The sequence below is a fragment of the Pseudomonas sp. GW821-FHT04D07 genome (assembly GCF_059420225.1).
Genome location: NZ_JBWKTH010000001.1, coordinates 1 through 25,229 on the forward strand (window position 1 = coordinate 1; position 25,229 = coordinate 25,229).

Below are 25,229 nucleotides of genomic sequence, written 5' to 3' on the forward strand. Positions count from 1 at the left end.
CCCCCCCCCCCCCCCCCCCCCCCCCCCCCCCCCCCCCCCCCCCCCCCCCCCCCCCCCCCCCCCCCCCCCCCCCCCGCCCCCACAGGTTGGCTCCCACAGGTTGGCTCCCACAGGTTGGCTCCCACAGGTTGGCTCCCACAGGTTCATTGGCGGGGGCCACGAGGTTTGTGTTCGTCCGGCGAATTCATCAGCGGGTCGAAACCGGGCGCTTGACCCAGACCGGCGACAGGCTGCTGCCGCTGCCGGTGACGTAGAGCACCGCCGCTTCACCGCGCTCCAGGGCCACGGGCTTGAGGTCGCTGATCTTTTTGTCGCCGTCGTACAGGGCGAAGCTGACTTTCACCGGGTTGATTTCGCGCTCGCCACGACCCTTGGCCGCCACCGCCTGGACCACGTCGGTCTTGCCGTCGGCGGTTTTCAGGGTCAGGGCCTTGTCACTCAGGTTCTGCACCCGCACCAATGACTTCTGCTTGTTCTTGAACGGCGGCTCTTCGATCAGTTGCGGCTGGCCGCTGGTGCTGTTGACCAGGGTGTAATAGTGGTCGGCGGCGAGTTTCACCGGCAGGCTCTGGCTACCGACCTTGGCGCTGTAGTCACCACCGGGCATAAAGCTGAAATCGCTGCTGGCCAGCGGTGCCACGTCGTTGAGCGCGGTGGCGCCGACGGTGGCGCTGACCTCCTGGTTGCTGGCGTTGTAGATACGCACGAAGCTCGAGCCTTTCGGTGCGACCGGGCCGTACAGGGCGGAATCGCCGGCCCAGACGGACAACGACAGCAGGCTCAGGCCCGCGGCCAGGGCCAGGGTTTTGACCGCGCGGCCTTGGCTGTTTTTACGAGTGATGTTGAAGGTCATGGGAAGTACCTCTTTCAGTTTTGCGCCCGTTCGGGCGACTCGGATTTAGGTGTGTTCTGGACCAGGTTCTGTTGGTGCAGCCCCGTGGCTTTCAATTGCGCGACCCACTTGGGGTCGGCATCGCCGATTTCGTTGTTGACCGGCAGGTAGCGCTCCGGGAATTCCCAGATCAGTACCTGCGGCGGGCTGTTCTTGAAGGCGTCGCTTTCCAGGTAAGCGAGCATCGGCAAAATCGGACCGTGGCCGTCTTCGGCGTAATTCACCACGTCACGGTGCAGGGCCTGCTTCAGCGCGCCGACGAAGTTCCAGTTCGGGTTGGCGCTGTAGCTGGTGCCGATCAGCGCCACCGGGACTTGGTTGTCGGCGAACAGCGCATCGCCAGCGGCCGGCTGATCGTCAGCGGCGCGGGTGCTGCGTTTTTCCAGCGGTTCCTGGGGCGGCATCAGGTTGCTGAACAGCGGGTCCAGCGGCAGGAACAGGGTCAGGTCGCCCTTGTGTGGTTCGGTCTTCTCGGCTTCGGTGACAAAGCGCTGCGGTTCGCCACTGAGCGGGGCGTGCTTGCCGATGGCGTCGGCCAGTTGGGTCGCGGCGATTTGCGCGCCGTCCGGGGTCCAGTGGGTGTCGGTGCGCAGGAATACTTGCTGGCCTTGTTGCTTGGCCTGTTGCATCGGGCCCAGCAGGTCGGGAGCAAGGATCCGCTCGGCGGCGGCCCGGGCGTGGAAGTCCTGGTAGAGGTTGGCGTGAATACTCGCCGGACGTACGTCGCCCAGGTGTTCCGGGTACAGGCGGACCTTGGCCGGAACGATCGCCAACACCAGTTTCACGCCCTTGGCCTTGAGGGTCTGGCGCACGCCTTCGACCAGCGCGTAGTTGCCTTGCAGGTTCTGCTGCTCGCCGGCAACCGGGTTGAACTCCTCGTCGCTGTAGAGCCACTGGTCGCGGCCCAGCACTACCCCCGGACGGCCTTCGTTGAACAGCTTGAAGTCCAGCGCGGCCCAGAGGTTGGTGCCCAGGCGCTTGATTGGGAATTCAGTGTCGTAGCGGGTTTCCACGGCCTTGGTCCAGCGCCCGTCGAGCAGGGTCGCGTCGGGGTTGCTGCTGAAGCCGATAAAGCTGCGCAGCGACCACAGCCCCAGCGCCAGCAAGGTGACGAGGAACAGGGCGATGTAGAGGATGCGGAATGAGCGGGTCATGGTCGGCTCCCTCAGAACTGGAAGTAAAGGAACGGCGAAAAGCTTTGCGCCGAGAGTTTGAGAATCGAGGCGATAAACAGCAGCAGGACCAGGGTGCGCATCACATAACGCGGCCAGTCGGCGACCCCGTAGGCCGGTTGCACTTGGGCTTCGGTGCCGACGCTGTAGCCGGGTTCGTGAATGCTGCCGGCCGTTTCACCAGGTACCGCCTTGATCAGGTCAGGTTGCGCGGTGGCCGGGCCGTCGGCGGGTTTGGCCTTGGTGGTAGGCGGGTTGCGGTAGAAGTCGCGCAGGCCAAAGAGCGCCAGGGTCGCGTAGGCCAGCACCAGGGTCGCCACTTGCAGGCCGGTGAGGCTGGCGCGGTTGAGTTCCGACAGCGACCACTCGCCGAAGCTGAACATGGCGCCGTACATGCGGGCGGCGACGTGGAGGTTTTCGGAACGGAAGATCACCCAGCCCATGATCACCAGCAGGAAGGTCAGGGCCCAGCGGATCGGGTTGAAACGGCGTGGCGAGGTGTCGATGCCCAGGGCTTTTTCAATCGCCAGCCAAAGGCCGTGCCAGGCGCCCCAGACGATGTAGGTGAGGTTGGCGCCGTGCCACAGGCCACCGAGCAGCATGGTCAGGAACAGGTTGCGGTAGGTGGTCAGCGTGCCTTTGCGGTTGCCGCCCAGGGTGATGTAGAGGTAGTCGCGCAGCCAGGTCGACAGGCTGATATGCCAGCGCCGCCAGAACTCGGTGATCGATTGGCTGATGTACGGCTGCTTGAAGTTCTCCATAAAGCGGAAGCCCATCATCAGGCCCAGGCCGATGGCCATGTCGCTGTAGCCGGAGAAGTCGAAGTACAGCTGCGCGGTGTAGGCCAGGGCGCCGAGCCAGGCATCGCCGGTGGTTGGTTGTTGCAGGGCGAAGCAATGGTCGGCGACCACCGCCAGGGTGTCGGCGATAAAGACCTTCTTGATAAAACCCTGCATGAACCGTGTGGCGCCCTCGGAGAATTTGTCGAGGGTGTGGGTACGGTTGTTGAACTGCTCGGCGAGGTCGCGGAAACGCAGGACCGGGCCGGCGATCAGGTGCGGGAAGATCGCCACGAAGGCCGCGAAGTCGATCAGGTTGCGGGTGGCCGGGGTGTCGCCACGGTAGACGTCGATGATGTAGCTGATGGACTCGAAGATGTAGAACGAGATCCCGATCGGCAGCAGCACGTGGGTGAGGATGAAGGGTTCGAGGCCGAACGAGGTCATGATCGCGTTGAGGCTGTCGACACCGAAGTTGGCGTACTTGAAGTAGCCGAGGATGCCCAGGTCGACGGCGACGCCGAGCAGCAGCCAGCGTTGCGCCGGTTTGCTACGCACGCCAGCGGCCCCAACCTTGAGGCCGATCCAGTAGTTCCATAGGGTGACGCCGGCGAACAGCGCGAGGAAGTCGACCCGCCACCAGGCGTAGAACAGGTAACTGGCGATCAGCAACAACAGGTTGCGATAGCGTTGCCCGCTCAGGTAGTACAAGCCGAGAAAGATCGGCAGGAACAGGAACAGGAACACATTGGATGAAAAGACCATCCCGAGCTCTCCTTGTTTCATCAACGGTCAAGGGCCGAAGCCCCCCCAAACCCCCCATGGAAATCGGGGGGGTGTATTACGTAGGTCCACTGTCATGCACTGACTTGTGGTGAAGGCGATTCCCTGTGGCGAGGGGGCTTGCCCTAATGCCGTTCAGTTAAGGAAATGGGGTATTGAAAACACCACTTAACCTGTGGGAGCGGTGCTTGCCCGCGAAGCTTTTAGCGGTCTCAAGGGCCTCTTCGCGAGCAAGCTCTGCTCCCACAAGGGCCGTGTTCAGCCTTAACTGACTGGCATTAGGGCAAGCCCGCTCGCCACAGGTTGTTCCAGCGCTTCAATTCCCTTGTTTGTTGCCCTTTTCGTGCGTCGGGTCGTAGACCTTGGTCAGGTCGCCGCCGAGGCGGAAGGTCTTGAACGGTTGCATCTGATGCTTGTGTTCAAGCACGTCCGGCGGACAGGTGTAGAGCGTGCAGTAGGGTTCCAGCCAGGCGAATTTCGAGTCGACCTTGAGGTCGGTCATGTCCTGGTCCTTGCCATTTCTGGCCTGGAATTGCTGCGGATCCTTCACCCCGGCCAACACCCGATCACCCAAGCGCTTGAGCGCACCATTGTTTTCCTGGCGCAGATCCACGCCGTTGGCCAGGGCAAAGCTGGCAATCATCGACAGCGGCGGCAACGCGTAGTTGTGATAAGCCAAGGCCCGTTGTTGACGCTTGAGCTCGTTGGGCAGGAAACCCTGCGGGTCGACCTGGTTGGCGCCGACCTTGTATTCCTTCACTGACCAGTCGAAGAGGTCGCGACGGTCGGTGGCGATTGCGGTCGCCATCACCGACCACGCGGCCCAGTACGAATGGTTGTTGGTCTTGTCCAGCGGCAGGTTGTCCCAGTCGCTGACCACCTGGTCGGCCATCTTGCTGAACCAGGCCTCGATCAGTTGCGCTTCCTTCTGGTGGGTGGCCAGCGGCTGGGAGTCGGAGAACTTCAGGCGGACATAGGCCGAGGCCATGCTGCCCAGGGCCCATTTGCGCATGGATTTGCCGGTGTGGTTGAAGTCCTTGGACATCAGCGCGTCGGCCTGGGCCCAGGCGGTCAGCCAGTTCAGGGTGCAGCTCAACTGTTCCGGGCGACCGTCACGCATGAACTGCATCACCTGTTTGCTGGTGCCGCGTTCCATTTTGGTGATGTCCGCAGTGGTGTCGCGAAAGGCTTGTTCCGACTGTACGTTGAGGGTCGCCCGAGCCTTGTCGGAACCCTCGTATTTGCTGCGGAACTGCAATGAGCCGGTGTAGGGTTGGGGCATGGCGTCGCAGCCGCCGCCGTTGTCGCCGCTCTTGACCTTGTCGATGGCGGCCAGGTAACCCTGGGGCGGGCGCAGCGGCGCGGCGGCGTGGGCCGAGCTGGCGAGCATCGCCAAACCGAGCAGTGAAGGAACAAGCAGTGTGCGGAGTTTCATCGGTAGGCACCTCATAGCCCGGCCCGTGCCACAGGGGGCTCGGCGCTGGGGAATACGTTGCGTTTGCAGATTTTCGCCTCGACTTGCTGTGGCGCGCCGCCGGCTTCCGGGCCCTGGACTTCGAGCGCCAGCAGGTTCTGGTTGGCCCAGTCTTCGTCGGTGCGCAGTTCAAAGGCGAAACGTCCGTCGGTGTCGGAGGTTGGCGGTTTCTCGATCTTGATGTCCTCGTGGCGGCCGTTCATGTACCAGAGGGTGGCGTGCAGGGTTTTCACCGAGGTGTCGGCGAAACGGATGTCGACCTGGTGCGCGCTGTTGCGCAGGTCGCGGTTGTTGCGGTTGACCAGCAGTTCGTTCTTGCCCGTTTTGACCGTGGTGCTGGCGCTCATCTCGGCGCTCTTGCCTTCGCAGCCGTTGCCGAGCAGGGCCATCATCTGCCGGTAGATGGTTTCCTGGTCCAGGCGATACAGCGGCGAGAATTCCCAGATCAGCACTTTCGGTGGAGTTTTCTGGAATTCCTCGCTGCCCAGGTACTGCAGCATCGAGCCTTCCAGACCGCCGCCGGGGAATGCGACGTTGAGGATGTCGGCACCGATGTACTGTTGCAGGAAGCCGGCGAAGTTGTAGTTCTTGCCGCTGTGGCTGGTGCCCACCAGGGTGATCCGCGGGTTGCCGGCGTCGCCGAACAGGTCGCCGTCCGCCGCTTCGCCCTTGGGTTCGGTGCTGAATTGTTCCATGTACTGGATTGCGTAGCTGGTGCCGCAGAGCTGGCCGGCCATGTTGTGCAGGGTGCCGGTCTTGCCCATGCGCCCGGAAACCCTGGTCTCGAATTCGCGATGGGGAATGTCGGCAAAGCCCGGGATCTTTTTCACCGTCTCGGCGACGATTTTCGCGGTGCGCTCGGCGCCATACGGGGTCCAGTGCTGGTCACCCCGGAAGTAGAAATCGTGGGCCTGTTGTTCATTGGTCAGCGGCGACAGATCCGGCACGTGGTAGCCCATTTTGGCGAAACGCCCGAGCATCGCCTGGTAGTTGCCCAGGGCTTTTTCATAGTCGAACTTGGCGCGCTCGGCCGGGAACAGTTTGTTGCGATCCACCAAACCACGGGTCGGCTGGTACACCACCACCAACTCCACGCCCTTGCTCTTGAACGCATCGCGCAGTTGTTGCAGACGCCGGTAGCCGGCGGGGCTGGTGTCGAACTCGGTGCGCAGGTCTTCCTGGGTGCGGAACAGCCAGTCGCCCTGGGCCTGGACCAGGGTGGTGAAGTTCTGCTGGTAGCGGGTGGTGTAGTTCTTCGCGTCATGGGCCGCCGGGCACAGGCTGCAGCAGGGCTCGGCGGTGAAATTCGGCGCCTGGACTTCCTCGGCCTTGAGGCTGCCGCTGGCGGCGAAGATTGCCGCGGCAAGGCCCGACAGGCCGAGCAGTTTGATCAGGTGTGGGTTCATAAAGGTCGTCCTCAATCCGGCAAGGGGGTCTGGCGTTCGACGGGGTCGATCAGCACGGCTTTCTGCTGACGCACCAGCAGGTCGAGAATTTCATCCTGGCGATCGCCGAGAATCCCGCTGAAGCTGATGCCGCTGTTTTTCGTCGGGGCGAGCATCGACACCCGATACAGCTCGACACTCAACGGCGAGTCGATGGACAGCGGGCCGCTGCCGTTGCCGGCGAGTTCGCCACCGACCACGATCAGCGAGACCTGAGCGTCGAACGGGTCGAGCTTGATGTCGCGGTCGGTGTCGCTCAGGTCCTTGATATGGCCGTAGACCCCGGTCAGGCCGTTGGCCATGGCGACGTTCTCGTACAGGCGGATGTTCACGCTGTTGCGGATACGGATGCCGTGGCGCTGGTTGCCGATGACCTTGTTGGCGTAGATCAGGTTGTCGGCGCTCTCGTAGAGGGTGATGCCGTCGGTGCGGTTCTGGTAGATCTCGTTGTAGGCGATCAGGTTGTTGACGCTGTTGCGGTCGATCACCAGGCCCGAGAGCTGGTTGTCATAGCTGCGGTTGTTGAAGATGAAGCTGTCGTTCACTTCCCGGGAAAGGATGATGCCGTGTTTCTTTTTGGTCCCGTGCACCCTGTTGTCGGCGATGATCAGCCCGTGGGAACGGTCGTGGGGGTCGATGCCGTAGACGATGTTGTCGCGGTAGATGTTGCCCTTGACCACGAAGTCGCGGGTCTCGTAGCAGTAGAAGCCGTACCACATGTCCGAGAACTCGGAGCCGATGATCCAGCCGGTCGGCTCGGGGCGCTTGAGCACCTGGGCCATCTTCGGCGTGTACTGGGAAATACTCACACCGTAGGACTTGCTGTTGGCATAGCCGAAGCTGGCCATCCGGCTATTGACGATATAGGTTTCGGTGCCGCCCCAGGCCAGCAGGAACGGACGGAATTCCTTGGGCGAACGGAAGGTTGCCGGGCCATTGTCGGCTTCGCGCCAGCCGGTGACCTGGGTGTCACGGATAAACAGTTGGCCGTCGTTGACCAGGAACGAACCGCCTTCCTGGGACAGCCGCAGCTCCTGGGTCTGGCCGTCGATTTCAAGGATGCCCTTGCGCCCGACCACGATCGGCAACCTGGCCAGGAATACCCCCGGCGAGGTTTCGCTGATGTACTGTTTGGGCAGTTTTTTGCTCAGGTCCTTGAGGTTGATATAGCCGTCGTCGATGAAGATCGCCTGGGGAATGCCGTGCTGGCGCACCACCCACTCGGCCATCTTGTTGTCGCCGCCGATAAAGTCCTTGAGGGCGTCTTCCTGCATCATCCGGCGGACGCTGATCTTGCCCGGCTTGCCGCGCCCGATCTTCGCCGCAACGGCCTCGCCGGTGTAGCCGCTGAGGTCAGGCAACTGGGGTTTTTCCAGGTGCAGCGGCGCGGTCGGCGCGCTGCTGACGGTGTAGGTCTTGGCCTGTTGCAGTTCCTTGGCCAGGGTCGGCGCGTGCTCGATTTTGCCGGGCGGCGCTTCGACGCTGGCAAAGGCCGCGCTGCTGGCCAACAGCAGGGCGCCGGCCAATACGCTGAGCGAGCCTTGCAGGGCGCTGTGGTTCATCTCGGTCACTCCCTTGGCGGTCTGCATCAGAAGCGCCAGATCACGTCGACAAACGCGCGGTGCATATAGGAATCGACGCTCTTGCCATAGGCATCGCCGGGCTTGAACACGCCGCCGCGAAAGCGCACCAGCGCTGAAGGTTCGTCGATCGATTGGCTCAGGGCGGCGGGCAGCAGGCCTTGCTTGAAGTACTTGGTCACGACCAGGTCGACTTCCTGGCCGAGGTCCTTCTTGCCGTCCTGCAAGGGCAGCGAGGCGCTGGAGAGCAGGGCACCGGTGGCGTCGTCGTAGTTGTTCTGCACGGCGTTGATGCCGTTGCTGCCGACGTCCTTTTGCCCGTCGACGCGCCAGAACTTGTGGTAGATCAGGCTGGCGTCATAGTCCTCGCGCAGCTGCCAGGAGCCGAACAGGGTGGCGGTCTGCAGGTTGTTCATTTCGCCACGGAAGGCTTCGCCGAAACGGTGGGTCCGCGTGCGGGTACCGGTGAAGTTCGAGCGGTTGCTTTCCAGGCCGTTCTGTTCGTAGTCGCCGCTGGCGCGGGCATAGGCGGCGCCGACCTGCCAGTTCGGGTCGAGACGCAGGCGCACGCCGAGGTCGCTGGCCCAGCCGTTGATATGGTTGCCGCGCGTGGCGTCTGCCGGCTGGCTGCCGTCGGCGTTGAGCGGGTTGACGCGGTCGCGCTGGCCGCTCATGCCGGTCAGGCTGGCCCAGTAGTTGACGGTGTTGGTGTTTCTGAAATTGTAGGCATCGCTGTCGACTTCCAGACCAAGCCAGGTCAGGTCGCCGTTGGCTTTTTTATCCAGCGGGTCGGCGGCGACACCCGGTGTCGGGTAGTCGAGCTTGCCGTCGTCGTGGGTGTGGTGGGCGCGCAGGCCAATCCACTGGCCGGGTGTCCACTGGTAGGCAACATCGCCGTAGACATGCAGGCGATCCTTGTCCTTGGGCGCCAGTTCGGTGAGGTCGGTGCGATATTCGCTGAAGCGCTCGGCGGCGCCCAGGTTGGCCCGCAGCAGGGTGGTGTCGAAGCTCCAGTTCAGCGCTTCGATATTAGTGTCGCGCCATTGCCCGTCGTCATTGCGCAGGCGCTGGCGACCGAGTTTCAGCATCTCGCCCGGATAAGGCGTCAGGCCCTTGTAGCCGATCCAGAATTCGCGCAGGGCCAGGTAGCTTTTATCCGGTTTGCGCGCGTCGTTGCTCGAGGTTTCCTGGCTGGCATCGGACTGTTGCAGGGTGTCGGTTTCAATGATGTCGCTGGCGGTCACGGCCTGGCCCATGGCGTAGGCGCTCCAGTTGCCACGTTCGCCGTAGACCCATGGCCGCAGGTCCAGGCCGATGCCGTTGACGTCGCCGCCCTTGAGGGTGCCGAGGTCGCGGTCGTCTTCGGATTGGCCGGTGATTTTTACTTCGAGGCCGAAGTTCTTGGTCTCGGTGATCGCCGCCAGGCTCGGGCAGGACCAGAGCAGGGCGAAGCTCAGGCCGATACCAGCCTTGACGAATGGATTGAGTGTCATAAGGTTTTTTCCTCGCGGTCGCCTGCTTGCAGGACTTGTTGCAGGTCCAGCGGATTGCGGCTCAGGGTCCCGCGCAGGCGCTGCTCCTGTTGCAGCAGGCGCCGAGCATCGGCACGTCGGGCAGGCGGCAGTTGGGTGTCGAGTTGTTGGGCCAGCTCATTGGCCAGTGGGGTGTCCTGGACTTTGGCCAGTTGGCTGAAGACGTAGGCGTTGAGCGGGTCGGGTTTGGTCCCTTTGCCCTGGGAAAAAAGTTGGGCAATGGCGAAGTCGGCGCTGTTCTGGCCGTTGCGGGCAGCCTTGAGCAGGTGGTCGAGGGCCTTTTGCGAGTCGACCTGGCCGAGGTAGCCGCGACGATAGATCTGCCCCAGGTAGTAATCGGCGGCGACCTCCTTACCGAGGGCTTTCTGGAAGTGCGCCTCGGCCTGCCTGGCGTCTGCCGGCACCCACTTGCCTTCGTAGTAGAGCTTGCCCAGCAGCAGTTCGGCGCGGGGCTGGTCGGCGGCGCGGCCGTTGTCGAGGTATTCCAGCATCTGCTTGACGTCACCCAGGTCGGGGAAGTCGTAGAGCAGTTGCGCCAGGCTGACCCAGGATGCCGGGTAGCCGGGGGCGATCTGTTCGAGCAGCGCTTGCGCGGTCTTGGTGTCCGGTTGGCCGAGGCTCGCATCGCTGAGCACCCGGGCGACGCTGTCGATCCTTTGGGCCCCGACGGCGCCACGGCTGTAGGCGGCCTGGAGTTGCTTGAGCAGGGCGGCCTGTTGCTCCGGTTGGGCGCGTTTCTGGTACACGGTGGCCAGTTCGACGTAGCAGATGTCGAAGCTGTGGAGCGCGCTCTTGCAGATCTTTTCCACCTCATCCAGATGCTGGTCATAGGTGTCCTGGGTGCGGTAGAGCAGCACTTGAGCCACGCCCGCTTCCGGGTAACCGGCGCCGCGCCATTGGTTGATCTGTTGTTGGGCGTTGACGTTGGGGAAGCTCTGCGGGAATTGCAGGTAGAGCATCGCCAGGGCGATCAGGGTGTTGCCTTCACCGTTGGCGAAGGCCTTTTTCAACAGGTCTTCGGCTTCGTGGTGTTCGGCCTCGCTGGCGCCGGGCTTGGCCACCAGCAGGCGGCCCAGGCGCGCCTGGGCCCGGGGCGAGGTGTCGGCGGCGGCGCGGTAGGTCGCTTCCGCCTGCTTGAGCAGGGCCGGGTCGCGGCTTTCCACCTGGATATCGGCCAGGCCGACCTGTGCATCGCTGTAGCCCAGGTCCGCCAGCTTGCGGTAGTTCTGCTCGGCCAGGGTGGTATCGCCGCGCTTGAGCGCTTCATTGGCCAGACGCTGGTCGGGCAGGCCGGCGCAACCGGTCAGGGCGATGGCCAGGGTCAGGGTGCTCAGGGCGAGGTGGCGGTGGCTTTGAGATCTATCGCGAGCAAGCTCGCTCCTACAGGGGCTCGTGGCGCAGTCGATAGCGCGGCGGGCAAGAAATCCGCCATCATCGATTACGCTGGGGCTCGTGGCACAGTCGATAGCGTGGCGGGCAAGAAAGTCGCCATCATCGATTACGCTGGGGGTCGTGGTGCAGTCGATCGTGTGGGCAACCGGCTCACTGTAGGAGCAAGCTTGCTCGCGATCGAGTGCAGGGCACTCGTAAGGGGGACGATTATTCACAGGCATGTCCTCCGCTTACAGACCGGCGGCCATGGCTTTGTCGATCAGCCAGTTGATGTTCGGGCCACGGTCGCTGTTGACCTCCACCGGGCGTCCGGCGAGGCTGCTGTCGAGGCTTTCGTCAGGCTTGATCAGGACACGGATATCCGAGGACAGGTCGCTGCTTTTCAGGCTGCTACTGCTGATGATCTTGCCCTGACGCACCTGCGCTTCGCCGGCGATCTGGAAGTTCACCCGGGTGCCTGGACGCACGTCGCCAAACTGCCGATAGGAGAAGCGCGCTTCGACATTCGCCTGGCTCCCCCTAGGCACCAGCTGGAAGATCACATCGCCCTTGCTGGCGTATTGGCCGTTGGCGACCAGTTGCTGCGCCACCGTGCAATCGCAAGGCGAAGTCAGCGTGCCGGTCATCTGCTTGCCGAACAGTTCCTCGATCTTGGCCGGTTGCAGCTGGTTTTCGTCGAGATGCCCCTTGAGCACATCGAGCATGCTGGTGCTGAAAGTCGCCAGCGGCGCACCCTTGGCGGCGACGCCGTCTTCCTTGATCAGGCTTTGCACGGTGCCATCGCGGGGCATGGTGATGTTCATGCCCGCTACGCTGACCAGGCCGGCCTGGGCGTGGCTGACGAAGTACAGGCCATACACCGACTTCAGGACAAAGCCGAAGGCCGCGAGGCCGACCACGAAGATGCCGAGACTGAAAGTCACGGCGCGCAGGCGACCGAAGGCGCTCATGCCGCCGCCGTCGTCCTTGTTCTTGCGCGCCTTGGTGAAGTTGTCGCGCTGCAGGGTGGCGAGCACGTCGCCCATGTTGACGATGTCGCCGGACAGGTGCGAGGTGATCAGGTGGCGCAGAGTACCGATGTCCTGCTGCTCCAGGTTCTGGAACTGGCAACCGACCCGGCCGCTCTGGCGGTCGTAGGCGCGCACCTGCAACTCGACATCCATGGCCAGGCCGAGGTTGTCGATAACGAATTGCAGGCGGCCCTTGTACACCTCGCCGAGCTTCAGGGTCAGGGCCTGTTGCGGCGGGACATTGAAGCTCAGGCCGCCGGCGGACAGGTCATGCACCCGCACTTCCAGGGGCTGGCTCGCGCTGCCGAGGAAGCGCAGCTTGGCCGGGATTTTCACCCGCGCATGCTGGCGCTGGGCTTCGGATTCGTGGACGACGTTGGCATTGACTTGGGAATTCATGGGTAAAGCTCCATTCACTAATTCAGGCGGGTCGGGTCAAACCATCGTCATCAGCACGGCGACGAAAATGCTACCGGCGGAGAAGGTCATGGTTCGGGACGACCAGGTGTTGAACCAGCCTTGGAAGCTGGCGAGGTCGCGGCTCAGTTTGGTGTCCTGGCGGGTCCAGGATTGACGGTCGAGGCGGAAGAACACGTAGATCTTCATCAGTGCGCCGACGATCTGGTTGTAATAGAGGATCACCGGGTAGGCCGGGCCGATGCTGTGCCCGGAACAGGCCAGCAGCAGGGTCAGGATCAGTCGGGTCAGGCCGATCCAAAGCAGGTAGGCGAGGATGAACGCGATGCCGTACTTGAAGCTGGCGATCAGCGCCACGGTCAGACCCAGCAGTGAGGTCCACATCGACACGCGCTGGTCGAACAGCACCACGCCGGTGAACAGGCCGAGGCGGCGCAGTCCCAGGCCCAGGGCACGGGAGTTCTGCCGCAGGTTGTTGCCGTACCAGCGGTACATCAGCTTGCGGCTGGATTTGATAAAGCTCTTTTCCGGCGGGTGTTCCACCGTGTGGATCGCCGCATCGGGCACGTAGAAGGTGTCGTAGCCCAGGCGCATCAGGCTGAACCAGCTGGACTTGTCGTCGCCGGTGAGGAACTTGAAGCGGCCCAGGCGCCAGTGTTGCAGCGAGTCGCTTTCGACGTCGGCGATAAAGTCCGGGTTGGTGACCACGCTGGCGCGGAACACCGACATGCGTCCGGTCATGGTCAGCACGCGCTTGGACAGGGCCATGGAGCACATGTTGATGTGGCGCTGGGCGAAGCGCAGCTTGTGCCATTCGCTCATGATGTAGCCGCCGCGCACTTCGCAGAACTCGTTGGTGGTCAGACCGCCAACATTGCCGAACAGCTGGAACCAGGGCACGGTCTTGCGCACCACGCCTTCGCTGAGCACGGTGTCGCCGTCGATCACCGCGACCACGGCGCGGTCGTCCGGCAGGTGGCGGGAGATGGCGCGGAAACCGAAAGCCAGGCCGTCGCGCTTGCCGGTGCCGGCGATACGCACGAAGTCGAGGGTGACGTGAGCGGGCGGGTTCATTTTCGCCCAGAGGCTCTTGACCAGCAGCTCATCGGACATTTCCACCAGGGAACAGACCACGGTGGTTGGGAAGCCGCAGTCGATGGCTTCGCGGATCACCGAGCGGTAGACCTGAGCGGTGGTCAGCGCATCGATGCGAAAGCTGGTGACCATCAGGAACACCTGGGACGGGTCCGCGGCCTTGCCCAGCTTGCGCACTTTGCGGCGCAGGTGCGGGTAGACGATGTAGAGGAAAATCATCCCGCGGACGAAATGGGTGGCGCCCATGGCGTAGCGCCAGATGCCCACGGCCCCGATCAGGAAGATAAAGTCCTTGGAGTCGGCGTCGAAGGTCGAAGTGGGCAGCAACACGGCCAGACCCATCAGCAAACTCAAGTAGAACAGCCAACCGGCGGCCTGAAGAAGGCCGTGTTTTAGCCTGTGCATAATCTGCATCCGTCTCTGTCTCGGGCGGGCCTGTCGGCGGGCTCGGTGGGGTTAAGGCAGGCGAGGCGTCCTTGCGGACGCCATCGCCGGCAAGCCGGCTCCTACAGTGCGGAGTCGTACGTAATGTTCGCGTTCAACCCCGTCCATGTAGGAGCTGGCTTGCCGGCGATCAACCGCGTAGCGATTGCTGTTGGTTTACCAACAAATACCTTCGGTCCGGCCACTCGCACTGGTGGCCTTGGACATGAAGCCCACCAGGTCGATGACCTGTTTGCCGTGCGGGGCGTTCTCGGCCAGGGCGCGGAACCGCTCGTCACGGTTGCCGAGGATGATCACGTCGCTGTTGTCGATCACCTCGTCGAAGTCGGCGTTGAGCAGGGACGACACATGGGGAATCTTCGATTCGATGTAGTCCTTGTTCGCCCCGTGGACACGGGCGTACTCGACGTTCTTGTCGTAGATGCTCAGGTCGAAGCCCTTGCCGATGAGCATTTCCGCCAGTTCCACCAGCGGGCTTTCGCGCAGGTCGTCGGTACCGGCCTTGAAGCTCAGGCCGAGCAGGGCGATGCGGCGTTTGTCATGGCTGGCGACGAGGTCGAAGGCGTTCTGCACCTGGCTTCCATTGCTGCGCATCAGCGAATTGAGCAGTGGCGAGTCGACGTCCAGAGAGGCGGCGCGGTAGGTCAGGGCGCGCACGTCCTTGGGCAGGCAGGAGCCGCCGAAGGCAAAGCCGGGGCGCATGTAGTACTGGGATAGGTTGAGGGTCTTGTCCTGGCAGACCACCTCCATCACTTCGCGTCCATCGACCCCGACCGCCTTGGCGATGTTGCCGATTTCGTTGGCGAAGGTGACCTTGGTGGCGTGCCAGACGTTGCAGGTGTACTTGATCATCTCGGCCACTTCGATGTCCTTGCGGATAATCGGTGCGTCGAGTTCTTCGTAGAGCGCTTGCAGGACGTCGCCGGAGGCGCTGTCGAATTCGCCGATCACGGTCATCGGTGGGTAGTCGTAGTCCTTGATCGCGGTGCTTTCGCGCAGGAACTCAGGGTTGACCGCGATCCCGAAGTCGACCCCGGCTTTTTTCCCCGAGCCGTCTTCGAGGATCGGGATCACCACGTTTTTTACGGTGCCCGGCAGCACGGTGCTGCGCACCACGATGGTGTGGCGGGTGGTTTTGTCACGCAGGACAAAACCGATTTCGCGGCACACCGACTCGATGTAGTTGAGTTCCAGGTCGCCATTCTTCTTGCTCGGTGTGCCGACGCAGAGCATCGACAGGTCGGTGTTGCGAATCGCTTCGGCGAAGTCGGTGGTGCCGCGCAGTCGACCGCTGGCAATCCCCTGGGCCAACAGGGTTTCCAGGCCCGGTTCGACAATCGGCGATTTGCCGTTGTTGATCAGGTCGATCTTGTCCTGGGAAATATCGACGCCAACGACATCGTGGCCTCGTGCAGACAGGCAACCGGCACAGACTGCACCGACGTAACCCAAACCGAATATGCTAATGCGCATTGCATTTACCTCTATCTTAATCACGCCATTAAATGGCCGGAGTTAATGTAGCCAGTAACCGTGGTGCGTCCGGAAGTGCGGCCTAATAGGTCGTGTCCGCCGAAGGCAGGCATATAAGCGTCGAGTGGCTAAATAATTGCACTCAAGTTGTGCGCAACTTGGCCTTGTTATAGGGGCGTGCCCTTGAATGTGGCCGGCCTTCAGCGAGAAGACCCTTGTCAGCGTGCTCGAAACCTTCGGCTACCCACAGGGGGGCTTGTAGATCAACAGGTTGCGAGACGCTTGCAAGTGCTTTGTCCGGGGGCCTGTCTTGGCCTTTTAGGGGATATCAAGGTTGCGTATCTCCTGTCCTTCGCTGTGGTTTGAATGGTGGGGCGCGGTTGTAAGTCGCTGTTGGCAACTTAAACATTTACTCTCGCCTCGATGTAAGTCATCTCTTACAAGTACTGTGAGAATCGTTACCGGTGGTATGAGCAATGCTTCGGAACATAAGTTCCGATCCGCTCATCCTGTTTTCTGATAATTCTGAAAAGAGGAGGAAAGATGGCACGACTTCATATTGATAGCACTTTCCGTTTCGCCCTTTAGTTATGGGGATTAAAAATGCAGAGATGGTGGTGTGCCACTACGGGGAAAAAATTCAGGTGCCACTACTCAAAAAAATTCGAAATGTCGAGTGAAAGAATTTTCATGGTTGTAACGGTCGGTTTGTTGACGTCAAATAATTGGGTTTTTTGGGGTGTTGCGGGAGGGATATAGAGGTGAATCGTCGGGATTACACATTGCGTGTAGTGCACCGAGTGGGGGCAGGGTTACAGATGTGCCGGTCTGGGGGGCTGTGGTGTCTGTGCCGGCCTCTTCGCGGGCAAGCTCCGCTCCCACAGGTTCTCAGTCGTACACAAAATGTCGGTACGACTCAGGATTAATGTGGGAGCGGAGCTTGCCCGCGAAGAACGATAACGCGGTACTACGACGAACTGCGTTACTCCAGCGCCTGATCACGCAAAAACACCAGGTTGTCCACCTTGGAAAGTTCAGCGCTGAACCGGTAGCCTTGTTCGTCGAACGTCTTCAATTGCTCAGGGTTCTGGATACGCTCCCGGATCACAAACCGCGCCATCATCCCCCGGGCTTTTTTCGCATAAAAACTGATGATCTTGTACTGGCCGTTCTTCTGGTCGCGGAACTCGGTATTGACGATGCGCGCGTTCAGCGTCGAGCGTTTGACCGCCGAGAAGTACTCGTTCGAGGCCAGGTTCAGCAACACTTCGTCACCTTGTTCGGCCAAGGCTTCATTGAGCCATTCGCTGATGCGCGTACCCCAGAAGGCGTAGAGGTCCTTGCCGCGGGCATTGGCGAACTTGGTGCCCATTTCCAGGCGATAGGGCTGCATCAGGTCCAGCGGACGCAGCAGGCCGTAGAGGCCAGAGAGCATGCGCAGATGGCTCTGGGCGTAGTCGAAATCGGCGTCGCTGAAGTCTTCGGCATTGAGGCCGGTATAGACGTCACCCTTGAATGCCAGCAGCGCCTGTTTGGCGTTGTCCGGGGTAAAGGCCGGGTTCCAGCTGCCGAAACGCGCGGCATTGAGGCCGCCGATCTTGTCGGAAACGTGCATCAACTCGCTGATCTGCGCTGGGCTGAGGGTGCGCAGTTGCTCGATCAACTCCTGAGAGTGGTCCAGGTATTGCGGTTGGGTGAAGCGCTGGGTCACCGCCGGTGTTTCGAAATCGAGGGTCTTGGCGGGGGAAATCACCATCAGCATGAAGTCGTCTCCTTTAATCGTCGGGGGATTCTAGGGGCTTGGGCGGTTTGACTCCACCTATGATGGCGATAGCCGCTGTATGGCTGGCCTGGGACATCCTTGCCGATCTTGAGGACCTCTTCGGCTCCCACAGTGTTCGAGTCGAACTCTGGTTCTGTGAACGACTGAAAACCTGTGGGAGCGGAGCTTGTCGGGTCGCCGCATCGCCGCGAAGAGGCCAGAACAGGCACCATAAGGGCCCGGCCCGTCAGATCGGCTATAGTGCGCGGCGGGTTCTGAAATGGAGGCACCCTTTTGCGTATCGTTCTTTTCTTCTCGGCCCTGCTGGCCAGCCTCACGACCTTCGCCGCGCCGAACGACCCCGCGACCCTGGATCGCAGCGTCTGGCCCGAGCAACTGAGCAGCCCGGCGCTGTTCGATGTCGCCTCGCGCGCCGAGGTCCTGATGTTTGCCCATACGCTGCTGGTCAGCGAACTGCTCGACGAAGCGGCCCTGAAGAAGCGCCTGGGGCTCAAGCAGATCAACATGGTCTCGATCGATACGGTGCGCCAGCGCCTGTGGCAGCGCCTGCTGAGCAGCTACAACGCCGCCCAGCAGAGCTGCGAGCAGGACGCCTCCTTCTGTTTCTACGTCGAGGACCTGGAGAGTCTGCGGACCGCCGCCGGCAAGTTCCGGGTCGGCGAAGACTCCTTTTATGTGCGCTGGGCGGTGCCGTCCCGGGCGTTCCATGAGCGTTACCTGGACGAGCTGCTGCGCCTGGCCGCGCTGTTGCCGCAGACCAGCAGCGAAATCCAGCTGCTGGGCGATCACGAGCGCAATGGCGAAGGCTTCAACGACCGGTTGTTCCTGCTGACCTTCGACGGCGGGCCGACAATGGCCCAGGGCAATACCGACGAGTTGATCGGCTACCTGCGCAAACAGAAGATGAGCGGCCTGTTCTTTGTCCTCGGCAATGCCCTGCAGGCCCGCCTGGACAAGACCTCAATGCCAGCGGTGCGCGAACTGTACCGCCAGCAATGCGTGGGCGCGGAAGGCTGGCAGTACCGCTCCCACAGTCAATGGCAGGACTGGGAGGACTCGATCCTGCGCAGTATCGCGCTGCTGCAGAACGCCCTGCCGGACAACTATGCCGCGCTGTTCCGCCCACCTTACGGGCAGCGACGGGCCGATGGCGCGGCGTTTTTCAAGGCCCAGCACTTGCAGGTCGCCTTGTGGGACATCGATTCGGCGGATGCTACCGGCAAGCTCAGCGCCGAGCAGTCCGCCCAGCGGGTGTTGACCCTGATGCTGCTCTGGCGGCGCGGGGTCATTGTGTTTCATGACACCCAGGACAAGGCGCGCACGGCATTACCCTGGCTGCTCAAGCAGACCGCCGAAAGCGGGCTCGGCTGGCAGGAGTGCAAGGACGCGTTTCGTTAGCAGGGAAAAACCCAAGTGCCCGTATTTGTTGGGCTGGGGGAAAATGAGGTGATGATTTCAGTGCAGGCGGACTTCCGACTTTAACGGTGTACGGGCCACTCGCCAAGGGCTATTCGTCACTCTGAAAAATAAACTTCAAAAAAACGTCAAAGTGCTTTTTTCTGTCATGTCTTTTGCGGTATTACGGAGTCAGACCGCCGAAACCTGCAACACAGGTGGCGTCTTACAAGACCCTACTTGTGCACAGAACGCCTGCCCCTTCACAGGCGAATTCGGCGGTCACTTCGAGGCGCAGCACCGTCCAGGTATTGCGTCGAATGGCTCCCACAAAGGTGACCGAGTATGGATGATCACGGACGCACGCCTTCTTCCAACCTGCCTATCCTTTACGTGCTCGATACCAACGTACTGATCCACGATCCAAACGCATTACTCAATTTCGAAGAACACCATGTCGCCATCCCGATGACCGTGCTCGAGGAACTCGACAAGCTCAAGGGCGGGCATCACAGCGTCGCCGCCGAATGCCGGCAGGCGATCCGCCTGATCGACAAGACCCTGGGCGACGCCAGCCCCGAGGATGTCGAGCTGGGCGTCCCGATCCAGCGCGGCAAGAGCGGTCCCAAGGGCCTGCTGTCGATCCTGATGAGCAAGCGCCACGAACCGAACCTGGTGCTGCCCGAACACCTGAACGACAACATCATCATCAACCAGTTGATCGATCTGCATGCGCGGGACAAGGACCTGCGCCTGGTCCTGGTGACCAAGGACATCAACATGCGCCTCAAGGCGCGCGCCTGCGGGATCGCGGCCGAGGACTACAGCACCGACCAACTGGTCGACGACGTGTCCTTGCTGCCCAACGGTTATCACGACGTCAAAGGTTCGTTCTGGGATCGTGTCAGCAAGGTCGAGACCCGCCAGGACCATGGCCGCACCTGGCACCAGGTGCAATTGACCGACAACCTGCCGGCGGTACACGTCAACGAATTCATCATCGACGAACAGGGCTTTGTCGGCTGGGTCAAGGAAATCCGCGCCGATGTGCTGGTGATTCTCGATCTGCATCAGGAACCCCTGTTGCACCAGGAAGCCTGGGGCCTGAAACCGCGTGACATCTACCAGAGCCTGGCGTTGTTCGCCTTGCTCGATCCGGACATCCATCTGGTTAACCTGACCGGCGCCGCCGGTTCCGGGAAAACCATCCTGGCCCTGGCCGCCGCCATCGAACAGACCATGGTCAGCAAGCGCTACCGGCGCATTATCGCGACCCGCAGCGTGCAGGGCCTGGACCAGGAGATCGGCTTTCTGCCCGGCACCGAGGCGGAGAAGATGGAGCCTTGGCTGGGGGCGATCACCGACAACCTCGAAGCCTTGCATATGGATGACGAAAGCACCCATGGCAGCGTCGACTACATCCTCAGCAAGGTACCGTTGCAGTTCAAGTCCCTGAACTACATCCGCGGGCGCAGCTTCCAGCAGAGCCTGATCCTGATCGATGAGTGCCAGAACCTGACACCGCACCAGATGAAAACCATCATCACCCGTGCCGGTGCCGGTTCCAAAGTGGTGTGCCTGGGCAACCTGGCACAGATCGACACCCCTTACCTGTCCGCGACCAGCTCCGGGCTGACCTACCTGACCGAGCGCTTCAAGGATTTCCCGAACGGCGTGCACATCACCCTGCAGGGCGTGCCACGTTCGATCCTGGCCGAATACGCCGAATCCCACCTGTAAGCTTATCCACAACCAAGGGCGGCCAGGCGGGCCGCCCTTTTTATGTCAGCGCCCAATATTGCGGCTGTCACTGTCCCTGTAGGAGCTGGCTTGCCAGCGATGGGGCCCTTGAGCCAGGTGTTGTCCATTCGGACGCCATCGCCGGCAAGCCAGCGCCTACAATAAATCCGCGGGCCAGCACATATTTTGCGGTGGTCGCGTAAAACTGACCTGCAGGTTTACAATCGACGCTCCTGATCAGGAGTATCGCTGTGCTGACTCATCTCGATTCCCAAGGCCGTGCCAATATGGTCGACGTCACCGACAAGGCCGTGACTTTCCGCGAGGCGGTAGCCCAGGCCCGCGTGCGTATGTTGCCGGAGACCCTGCAAATGATTGTCAGCGGTGGCCACCCCAAGGGCGATGTGTTCGCCGTGGCGCGGATCGCCGGTATCCAGGCGGCGAAGAAAACCTCCGAGCTGATTCCCCTGTGTCATCCGCTGATGCTCACCAGTATCAAGGTCGAGCTGAATGCCGATGGCGAGGATGCCGTGCGCATCGTCGCGCGCTGCAAGCTGTCCGGGCAGACCGGCGTGGAGATGGAAGCGTTGACCGCGGCCAGTGTCGCGGCGCTGACGATCTATGACATGTGCAAGGCGGTGGATCGCGGCATGATCATCGAAAACGTCTGCCTGCTGGAAAAGCTCGGCGGCAAGAGCGGCCACTACCTGGCGGATGCGCCATGAAGATCGTGGTGAAGTTCTTTGCCCGTTACCGCGAAGCGCTCGGGGTGGATGAGTTGGCGCTGGAGGGGGATTTCGCCAGCGTCGAGGCTGTCCGCCAGTTCCTGCTGCTGCGCGAGGGCACGCAAGTGCTCGGCGAACAGAACCTGATGTGCGCCCGTAATGAGGACCTCTGTTCGTTGACCGAGCCACTGCTCGATGGCGACGAAGTGGCGTTTTTCCCTACGGTGACCGGAGGCTGAGATGGCGATTCGCGTACAGGTGCAGGCATTCGATCCGGGGGCTGAGGTGAATGCCTTGCACGCCGCCAACCTGGGAATCGGTGCGGTAGTGAGTTTTGTTGGCTACGTGCGCGATTTCAATGACGGGCATGCAGTGGCGGGGATGTTCCTTGAGCATTATCCGGGAATGACCGAAAAGGCCCTCGGCAAGATCGTCGCGCAAGCCCGGGAGCGCTGGCCGTTGCTCGGACTGGAAGTGCTGCACCGGGTCGGCGCCCTGGAGCCGGGTGAGCCCATCGTGTTTGTCGGGGTGACCAGCGCCCATCGTCAGGCCGCGTTCGATGCCTGCAATTTCGTCATGGACTACCTGAAAACCCAGGCCCCGTTCTGGAAAAAGGAAAACACCGCCGAGGGCCCGCACTGGGTCGAAGGTCGCGCCAGCGACCAGACAGCCGCGGAGCGCTGGAAGTAGTAGTTTGCCGTTTGATCCGCGCAAGGCTTCCGGTCCCCATCGCCGGCAAGCCGGCTCCCACATTAGTACGAAGTCGAACACAGATTTTGCCTACGGCCCCGACCCTGTAGGAGTCTGGCTTGCCAGCGATGGCGTCGGTGCTGGCGCTGCAAGAGTGGCGGGCCTCATCGCCTACAAACCCCTCACCTTCAACATTCATCGGTGCCTGGCTTTCTGACCGTGCGCAGGCATTTGCTTATTGACGATTTGTACTTATAAGTCCACGATAGACTAATAAGTACAAATTAGCGCCATCGTCTTCTTTCCTACTGTCTTGCCACAACACCTCAAATAAAAGAGCGGGAGTTCCAGCATGAAGAAGTTCACCCTGATCGGCGGTCTGGCCATGAGCCTGTTGGCCGGCAGCACTGCGTTTGCCGCCGAGCCGACCTTGCGTATTGGTATCGAGGCGGCTTACCCGCCCTTTGCTTCGAAAACCTCCGAAGGCACCATCGTCGGTTTCGACTACGACATCGGCAATGCCCTGTGCGCGCAGATGAAGGTCAAGTGTGAGTGGATCGAAGGCGAGTTCGACGGCTTGATCCCGGCCTTGAAGGTCAAGAAAATCGACGCGGCGCTGTCGTCCATGACCATCACTGACGAACGCAAGAAGTCAGTGGATTTCACCCATAAGTATTACTTCACCTCCTCGCGTCTGGTGATGAAGAAGGGGGCGGTGGTGGATGACCAGTACGCCAGCCTCAAGGGCAAGACTATCGGTGTGCAGCGCTCGACCACCACCGACCGTTATGCCACGGAAGTCTTCGAGCCGCTGGGCATCAAGGTGATGCGTTACAGCAATAACGAAGAAATCTACATGGACCTGGCGTCCGGGCGCTTGGACGCGATCTTTGCCGACACCATTCCCCTGGACGATTTCCTCTCGATGCCGCGCGGTGCCGGCTACGCTTTTGTCGGACCGGAGCTGAAGGATCCGAAGTACGTGGGCGAGGGTGCCGGGATCGCGGTGCGTAAAGGTAACAGTGAGTTGGTCAGCAAACTGAACAGGGCCATCGACGGGCTTCGCGCCAGCGGCGAGTACCAGAAGATCGAGGGCAAGTACTTCAAAGCGGATATCTACGGCGACTGATTGCTGGAGCACCGATTACGAACGCTGGCATTACCTTCCTGTAGGAGCGAGCTTGCTCGCGATGAACGAACAGACACCACGGGCTTCCAGATACCCTGCGTCATCGTTGACGTCCATCGCGAGCAAGCTCGCTCCTACAGGGGGGGGCTCAAACCTCGGCTTTCAATTCCTTCAGGTGTTTGTACACCGTCGCCCGGCCCATATTCAGCACGTTGGCCACATAGTTGGCCGCGCTCTTGCCCTTGAACGCGCCCTCGGCGTGCAAGGCCAGCACCAGTTCGCGCTTGTGGTCGCGGGTCAGCAGGTTCAGCCCCAACTGCCGCTGACGCAGCCAGCTGTGCAGGAAGGTGTTGATCCGCTCCTGCCAGTCATCGCGAAACAGCGCATCGGGCTGCGGGATCAGTTTGTTCGGTGAGAGGAACAGGTCCAGCGCCGCCCTGGCGCTTTCAAACAGGGAAATATTCAGGTTGATGCACAGCACCGCCAACGGTGCGCCCTGGGCGTCGTGCAGCACGGTGCTGACACTGCGAATCTTCTGACCGTCCCAGTTGAGTTTCTCGTAAGGGCCGATATTGCGCTCGTCGATACCCGCCTCAAGCATGTCCTCCAGCGCCGCGTCATCGCCAATCTCGCGCTTGGAGATGTTGTTGGCGATGTAGTCGATCTGCTGCGTGCGCAAGTCGTGCAGCACCACCTCGGCATGGGGAAAGAATAGTGTGGCGATGGCATCGGCAATCGCCCGGAAGTTATCCAGGGCGGGGGCCTGTTTGGCTGTCATGGTGGTTCTCCAGGCAACTTCAGCGTCCTTGGGGGAAGCCAAAGGAAACAGCTGGTGCGGTGATCGGTTCACCTCGTAAGAAGTTGACCTGATCACCTGGTGGCGAAAGGGCAATGCCCCAGGTACGGGTGTACTAAAGAGTGTGCCGCAATCAGCGCCAGTCGTCACCCGAGACGGGCAGGGGCGAGCATTGCGGCGTCGAGACCGAAATGCACGAGAGGCTCGGGCAAGGCCTGGCCACGCACCAACGCCGCGCTGGCCTGGCCCATCGCTGGCGAAGTCTGGATGCCATAGCCGCCTTGGGCGGCGACCCAGAACAAGCCGGGTACCCGGGGGTCGAAACCGGAGACCAGGTTGCCGTCGCTGACGAAGCTGCGCAGGCCGGCCCAGGTGCGGGTCGGACGGCGAATGGTCAGGGTGGTGGCTTCCTCGATCTGGTAGATGCCCATGGCGATGTCCAGCTCTTCGGGCTGTACGTCGTGGGGCTCGACCGGGTCGGCGTTGGCCGGGGAACCGAGGAACATGCCGGCATCCGGCTTCATATAGAAGGACTCGTCGAGGCTGACCAGCATCGGCCAGGCGTGGATTTCCAGGCCTTCGGGCGGCGCGAAGATAAAGGCGGCGCGGCGCTTGGGCTGTAGGCCCAGGGGGCGGGCACCGGCCAGTTCGCCGATCTGGTCGGCCCAGGCGCCGGCAGCGTTGATCAGTACCTTGGCGCGGAAGGTTTGCCCGGCCGTGCGGACCTGCCACAGACCATCGGCATCACGTTCAAGGCCGAGAACTTCACAGTCGGTGTGGACCTCTCCCTGCTGGCGGCGGATGCCGCGCAGATAACCCTGGTGCAAGGCGTCGGTGTCGATGTCGCTGGCGCTGGGGTCGTAGATCGCGCCGTGGACTTTGTCCCGCCGCAGGATCGGCAGGCGGGCACAGGCCTGGTCGGCGCTGAGCAGCTGCATCTCGGGCACGCTGGCTTTGGCACTGAGGTATTGCCGCTGCAGTTCGTCCGAGTCGCCGCTGAAGTCCACGGTCATTTCGCCCCGGGGCGTGAGCAACGGGTGTTCGGCGAAACCGGGCGGCGGGGCGTCGAAGAAGGCCCGGCTGGCGAGGGTCAGGGCGCGCACCTGCGGCGTGCCATAGGCGGCGGTGTAGAGGGCGGCGGAGCGTCCGGTGGCGTGATAGCCGGGGTGCGATTCGCGTTCGAGCACGATGACCCGGCCGTGCTCGGCCAGCCAGAAACCGGTGGAGGCGCCGGCAATGCCGCCGCCGATGATGATGAAGTCTGCCTGGTTCATTCAAGGCCTCCTGCTGGTAAGTTCTAAAGGCTATAGACGAAACCTGTGGGAGCCGGCTTGCCGGTGATAGCGGCGGTGAATATCACATCGCCATCGCTGGCAAGCCAGCTCCCACAAATCCGCGTATCACCGCAAAATATCCTGTTGCCACAATCCCTGTAGGAGCTAGTCAGCCACAGATTCTGCGTCGGGCTCCAATCCTGTAGGAG

Annotated in this window: 20 protein-coding genes; 6 read left to right on the plus strand and 14 right to left on the minus strand. The window is 61.8% G+C overall.

Annotated features, from left to right (window positions below; all coding sequences use genetic code 11):
* Positions 1 to 187 precede the first annotated feature (187 nt).
* The 12 genes from AC07T0_RS00005 to yaaA form a co-directional block, all read right to left on the minus strand.
* The gene (locus AC07T0_RS00005) at positions 188 to 853 is read right to left on the minus strand and encodes an alginate O-acetyltransferase AlgF (RefSeq protein WP_494999271.1); all 666 of its coding nucleotides are present in this window, start codon (positions 851 to 853) and stop codon (positions 188 to 190) included.
* A gap of 14 nt (positions 854 to 867) precedes the next feature.
* Positions 868 to 2,046 carry an alginate O-acetyltransferase gene (locus AC07T0_RS00010; RefSeq protein ID WP_494999272.1) on the minus strand — a complete coding sequence of 393 codons (1,179 nt, stop codon included), beginning with the start codon at positions 2,044 to 2,046 and terminating at the stop codon, positions 868 to 870.
* 11 nt (positions 2,047 to 2,057) lie between these two features.
* Entirely contained in the window at positions 2,058 to 3,608 is a 1,551-nt protein-coding gene (locus AC07T0_RS00015; protein WP_494999273.1) for an MBOAT family O-acyltransferase, read from the minus strand.
* A gap of 334 nt (positions 3,609 to 3,942) precedes the next feature.
* Positions 3,943 to 5,061, minus strand: coding sequence for a mannuronate-specific alginate lyase (locus AC07T0_RS00020; RefSeq protein ID WP_494999274.1), 1,119 nt, complete (start codon positions 5,059 to 5,061; stop codon positions 3,943 to 3,945).
* Between the two features lie 11 nt (positions 5,062 to 5,072).
* Positions 5,073 to 6,506, minus strand: coding sequence for an alginate O-acetyltransferase (locus AC07T0_RS00025; protein ID WP_494999275.1), 1,434 nt, complete (start codon positions 6,504 to 6,506; stop codon positions 5,073 to 5,075).
* Positions 6,507 to 6,517: 11 nt separating this feature from the next.
* On the minus strand, positions 6,518 to 8,134 hold the full coding sequence (algG, locus tag AC07T0_RS00030) for a mannuronan 5-epimerase AlgG (RefSeq protein ID WP_494999276.1): 1,617 nt from the start codon (positions 8,132 to 8,134) through the stop codon (positions 6,518 to 6,520).
* Complete coding sequence (locus tag AC07T0_RS00035; RefSeq protein WP_494999277.1) at positions 8,134 to 9,618, minus strand: alginate export family protein; 1,485 nt, start codon at positions 9,616 to 9,618, stop codon at positions 8,134 to 8,136. Before AC07T0_RS00035 ends, algG begins: the two co-directional genes overlap by 1 nt.
* Complete coding sequence (gene algK / locus AC07T0_RS00040) at positions 9,615 to 11,063, minus strand: alginate biosynthesis TPR repeat lipoprotein AlgK (protein WP_494999867.1); 1,449 nt, start codon at positions 11,061 to 11,063, stop codon at positions 9,615 to 9,617. The genes AC07T0_RS00035 and algK overlap by 4 nt, the downstream gene beginning before the upstream one ends.
* A gap of 216 nt (positions 11,064 to 11,279) precedes the next feature.
* Complete coding sequence (locus tag AC07T0_RS00045) at positions 11,280 to 12,458, minus strand: PilZ domain-containing protein (RefSeq protein WP_494999278.1); 1,179 nt, start codon at positions 12,456 to 12,458, stop codon at positions 11,280 to 11,282.
* A 36-nt stretch (positions 12,459 to 12,494) separates the two neighbouring features.
* Positions 12,495 to 13,976 carry a mannuronan synthase gene (alg8, locus tag AC07T0_RS00050; RefSeq protein ID WP_494999279.1) on the minus strand — a complete coding sequence of 494 codons (1,482 nt, stop codon included), beginning with the start codon at positions 13,974 to 13,976 and terminating at the stop codon, positions 12,495 to 12,497.
* 195 nt (positions 13,977 to 14,171) lie between these two features.
* A complete protein-coding gene (locus AC07T0_RS00055; protein ID WP_494999280.1) occupies positions 14,172 to 15,488 on the minus strand; it encodes a nucleotide sugar dehydrogenase in 1,317 nt (438 codons plus the stop codon).
* Positions 15,489 to 16,470: 982 nt separating this feature from the next.
* Entirely contained in the window at positions 16,471 to 17,250 is a 780-nt protein-coding gene (yaaA, locus tag AC07T0_RS00060) for a peroxide stress protein YaaA (RefSeq protein WP_494999281.1), read from the minus strand.
* A gap of 294 nt (positions 17,251 to 17,544) precedes the next feature.
* Between yaaA and AC07T0_RS00065 the strand changes: the two genes are divergently transcribed.
* From AC07T0_RS00065 to AC07T0_RS00090, 6 genes are all read left to right on the plus strand, one after another.
* A complete protein-coding gene (locus tag AC07T0_RS00065; RefSeq protein ID WP_494999282.1) occupies positions 17,545 to 18,669 on the plus strand; it encodes a polysaccharide deacetylase family protein in 1,125 nt (374 codons plus the stop codon).
* 342 nt (positions 18,670 to 19,011) lie between these two features.
* Positions 19,012 to 20,406, plus strand: coding sequence for a PhoH family protein (locus tag AC07T0_RS00070; RefSeq protein WP_494999283.1), 1,395 nt, complete (start codon positions 19,012 to 19,014; stop codon positions 20,404 to 20,406).
* 251 nt (positions 20,407 to 20,657) lie between these two features.
* On the plus strand, positions 20,658 to 21,131 hold the full coding sequence (gene moaC, locus AC07T0_RS00075) for a cyclic pyranopterin monophosphate synthase MoaC (protein WP_494999284.1): 474 nt from the start codon (positions 20,658 to 20,660) through the stop codon (positions 21,129 to 21,131).
* A complete protein-coding gene (locus AC07T0_RS00080; protein WP_494999285.1) occupies positions 21,128 to 21,370 on the plus strand; it encodes a MoaD/ThiS family protein in 243 nt (80 codons plus the stop codon). The genes moaC and AC07T0_RS00080 overlap by 4 nt, the downstream gene beginning before the upstream one ends.
* Position 21,371: 1 nt before the next feature.
* Positions 21,372 to 21,821: a molybdopterin synthase catalytic subunit MoaE gene (gene moaE, locus AC07T0_RS00085; protein WP_494999286.1), complete on the plus strand. Its 450-nt coding sequence runs from the start codon at positions 21,372 to 21,374 to the stop codon at positions 21,819 to 21,821.
* Between the two features lie 352 nt (positions 21,822 to 22,173).
* Complete coding sequence (locus AC07T0_RS00090; RefSeq protein WP_494999287.1) at positions 22,174 to 22,950, plus strand: ABC transporter substrate-binding protein; 777 nt, start codon at positions 22,174 to 22,176, stop codon at positions 22,948 to 22,950.
* A 148-nt stretch (positions 22,951 to 23,098) separates the two neighbouring features.
* On the opposite strand, the gene AC07T0_RS00095 is transcribed toward AC07T0_RS00090, so the two are convergent.
* Both AC07T0_RS00095 and AC07T0_RS00100 read right to left on the minus strand, forming a co-directional pair.
* Entirely contained in the window at positions 23,099 to 23,728 is a 630-nt protein-coding gene (locus AC07T0_RS00095; protein WP_494999288.1) for a helix-turn-helix transcriptional regulator, read from the minus strand.
* Positions 23,729 to 23,892: 164 nt separating this feature from the next.
* Complete coding sequence (locus tag AC07T0_RS00100; RefSeq protein WP_494999289.1) at positions 23,893 to 25,020, minus strand: NAD(P)/FAD-dependent oxidoreductase; 1,128 nt, start codon at positions 25,018 to 25,020, stop codon at positions 23,893 to 23,895.
* Positions 25,021 to 25,229 lie beyond the last annotated feature (209 nt).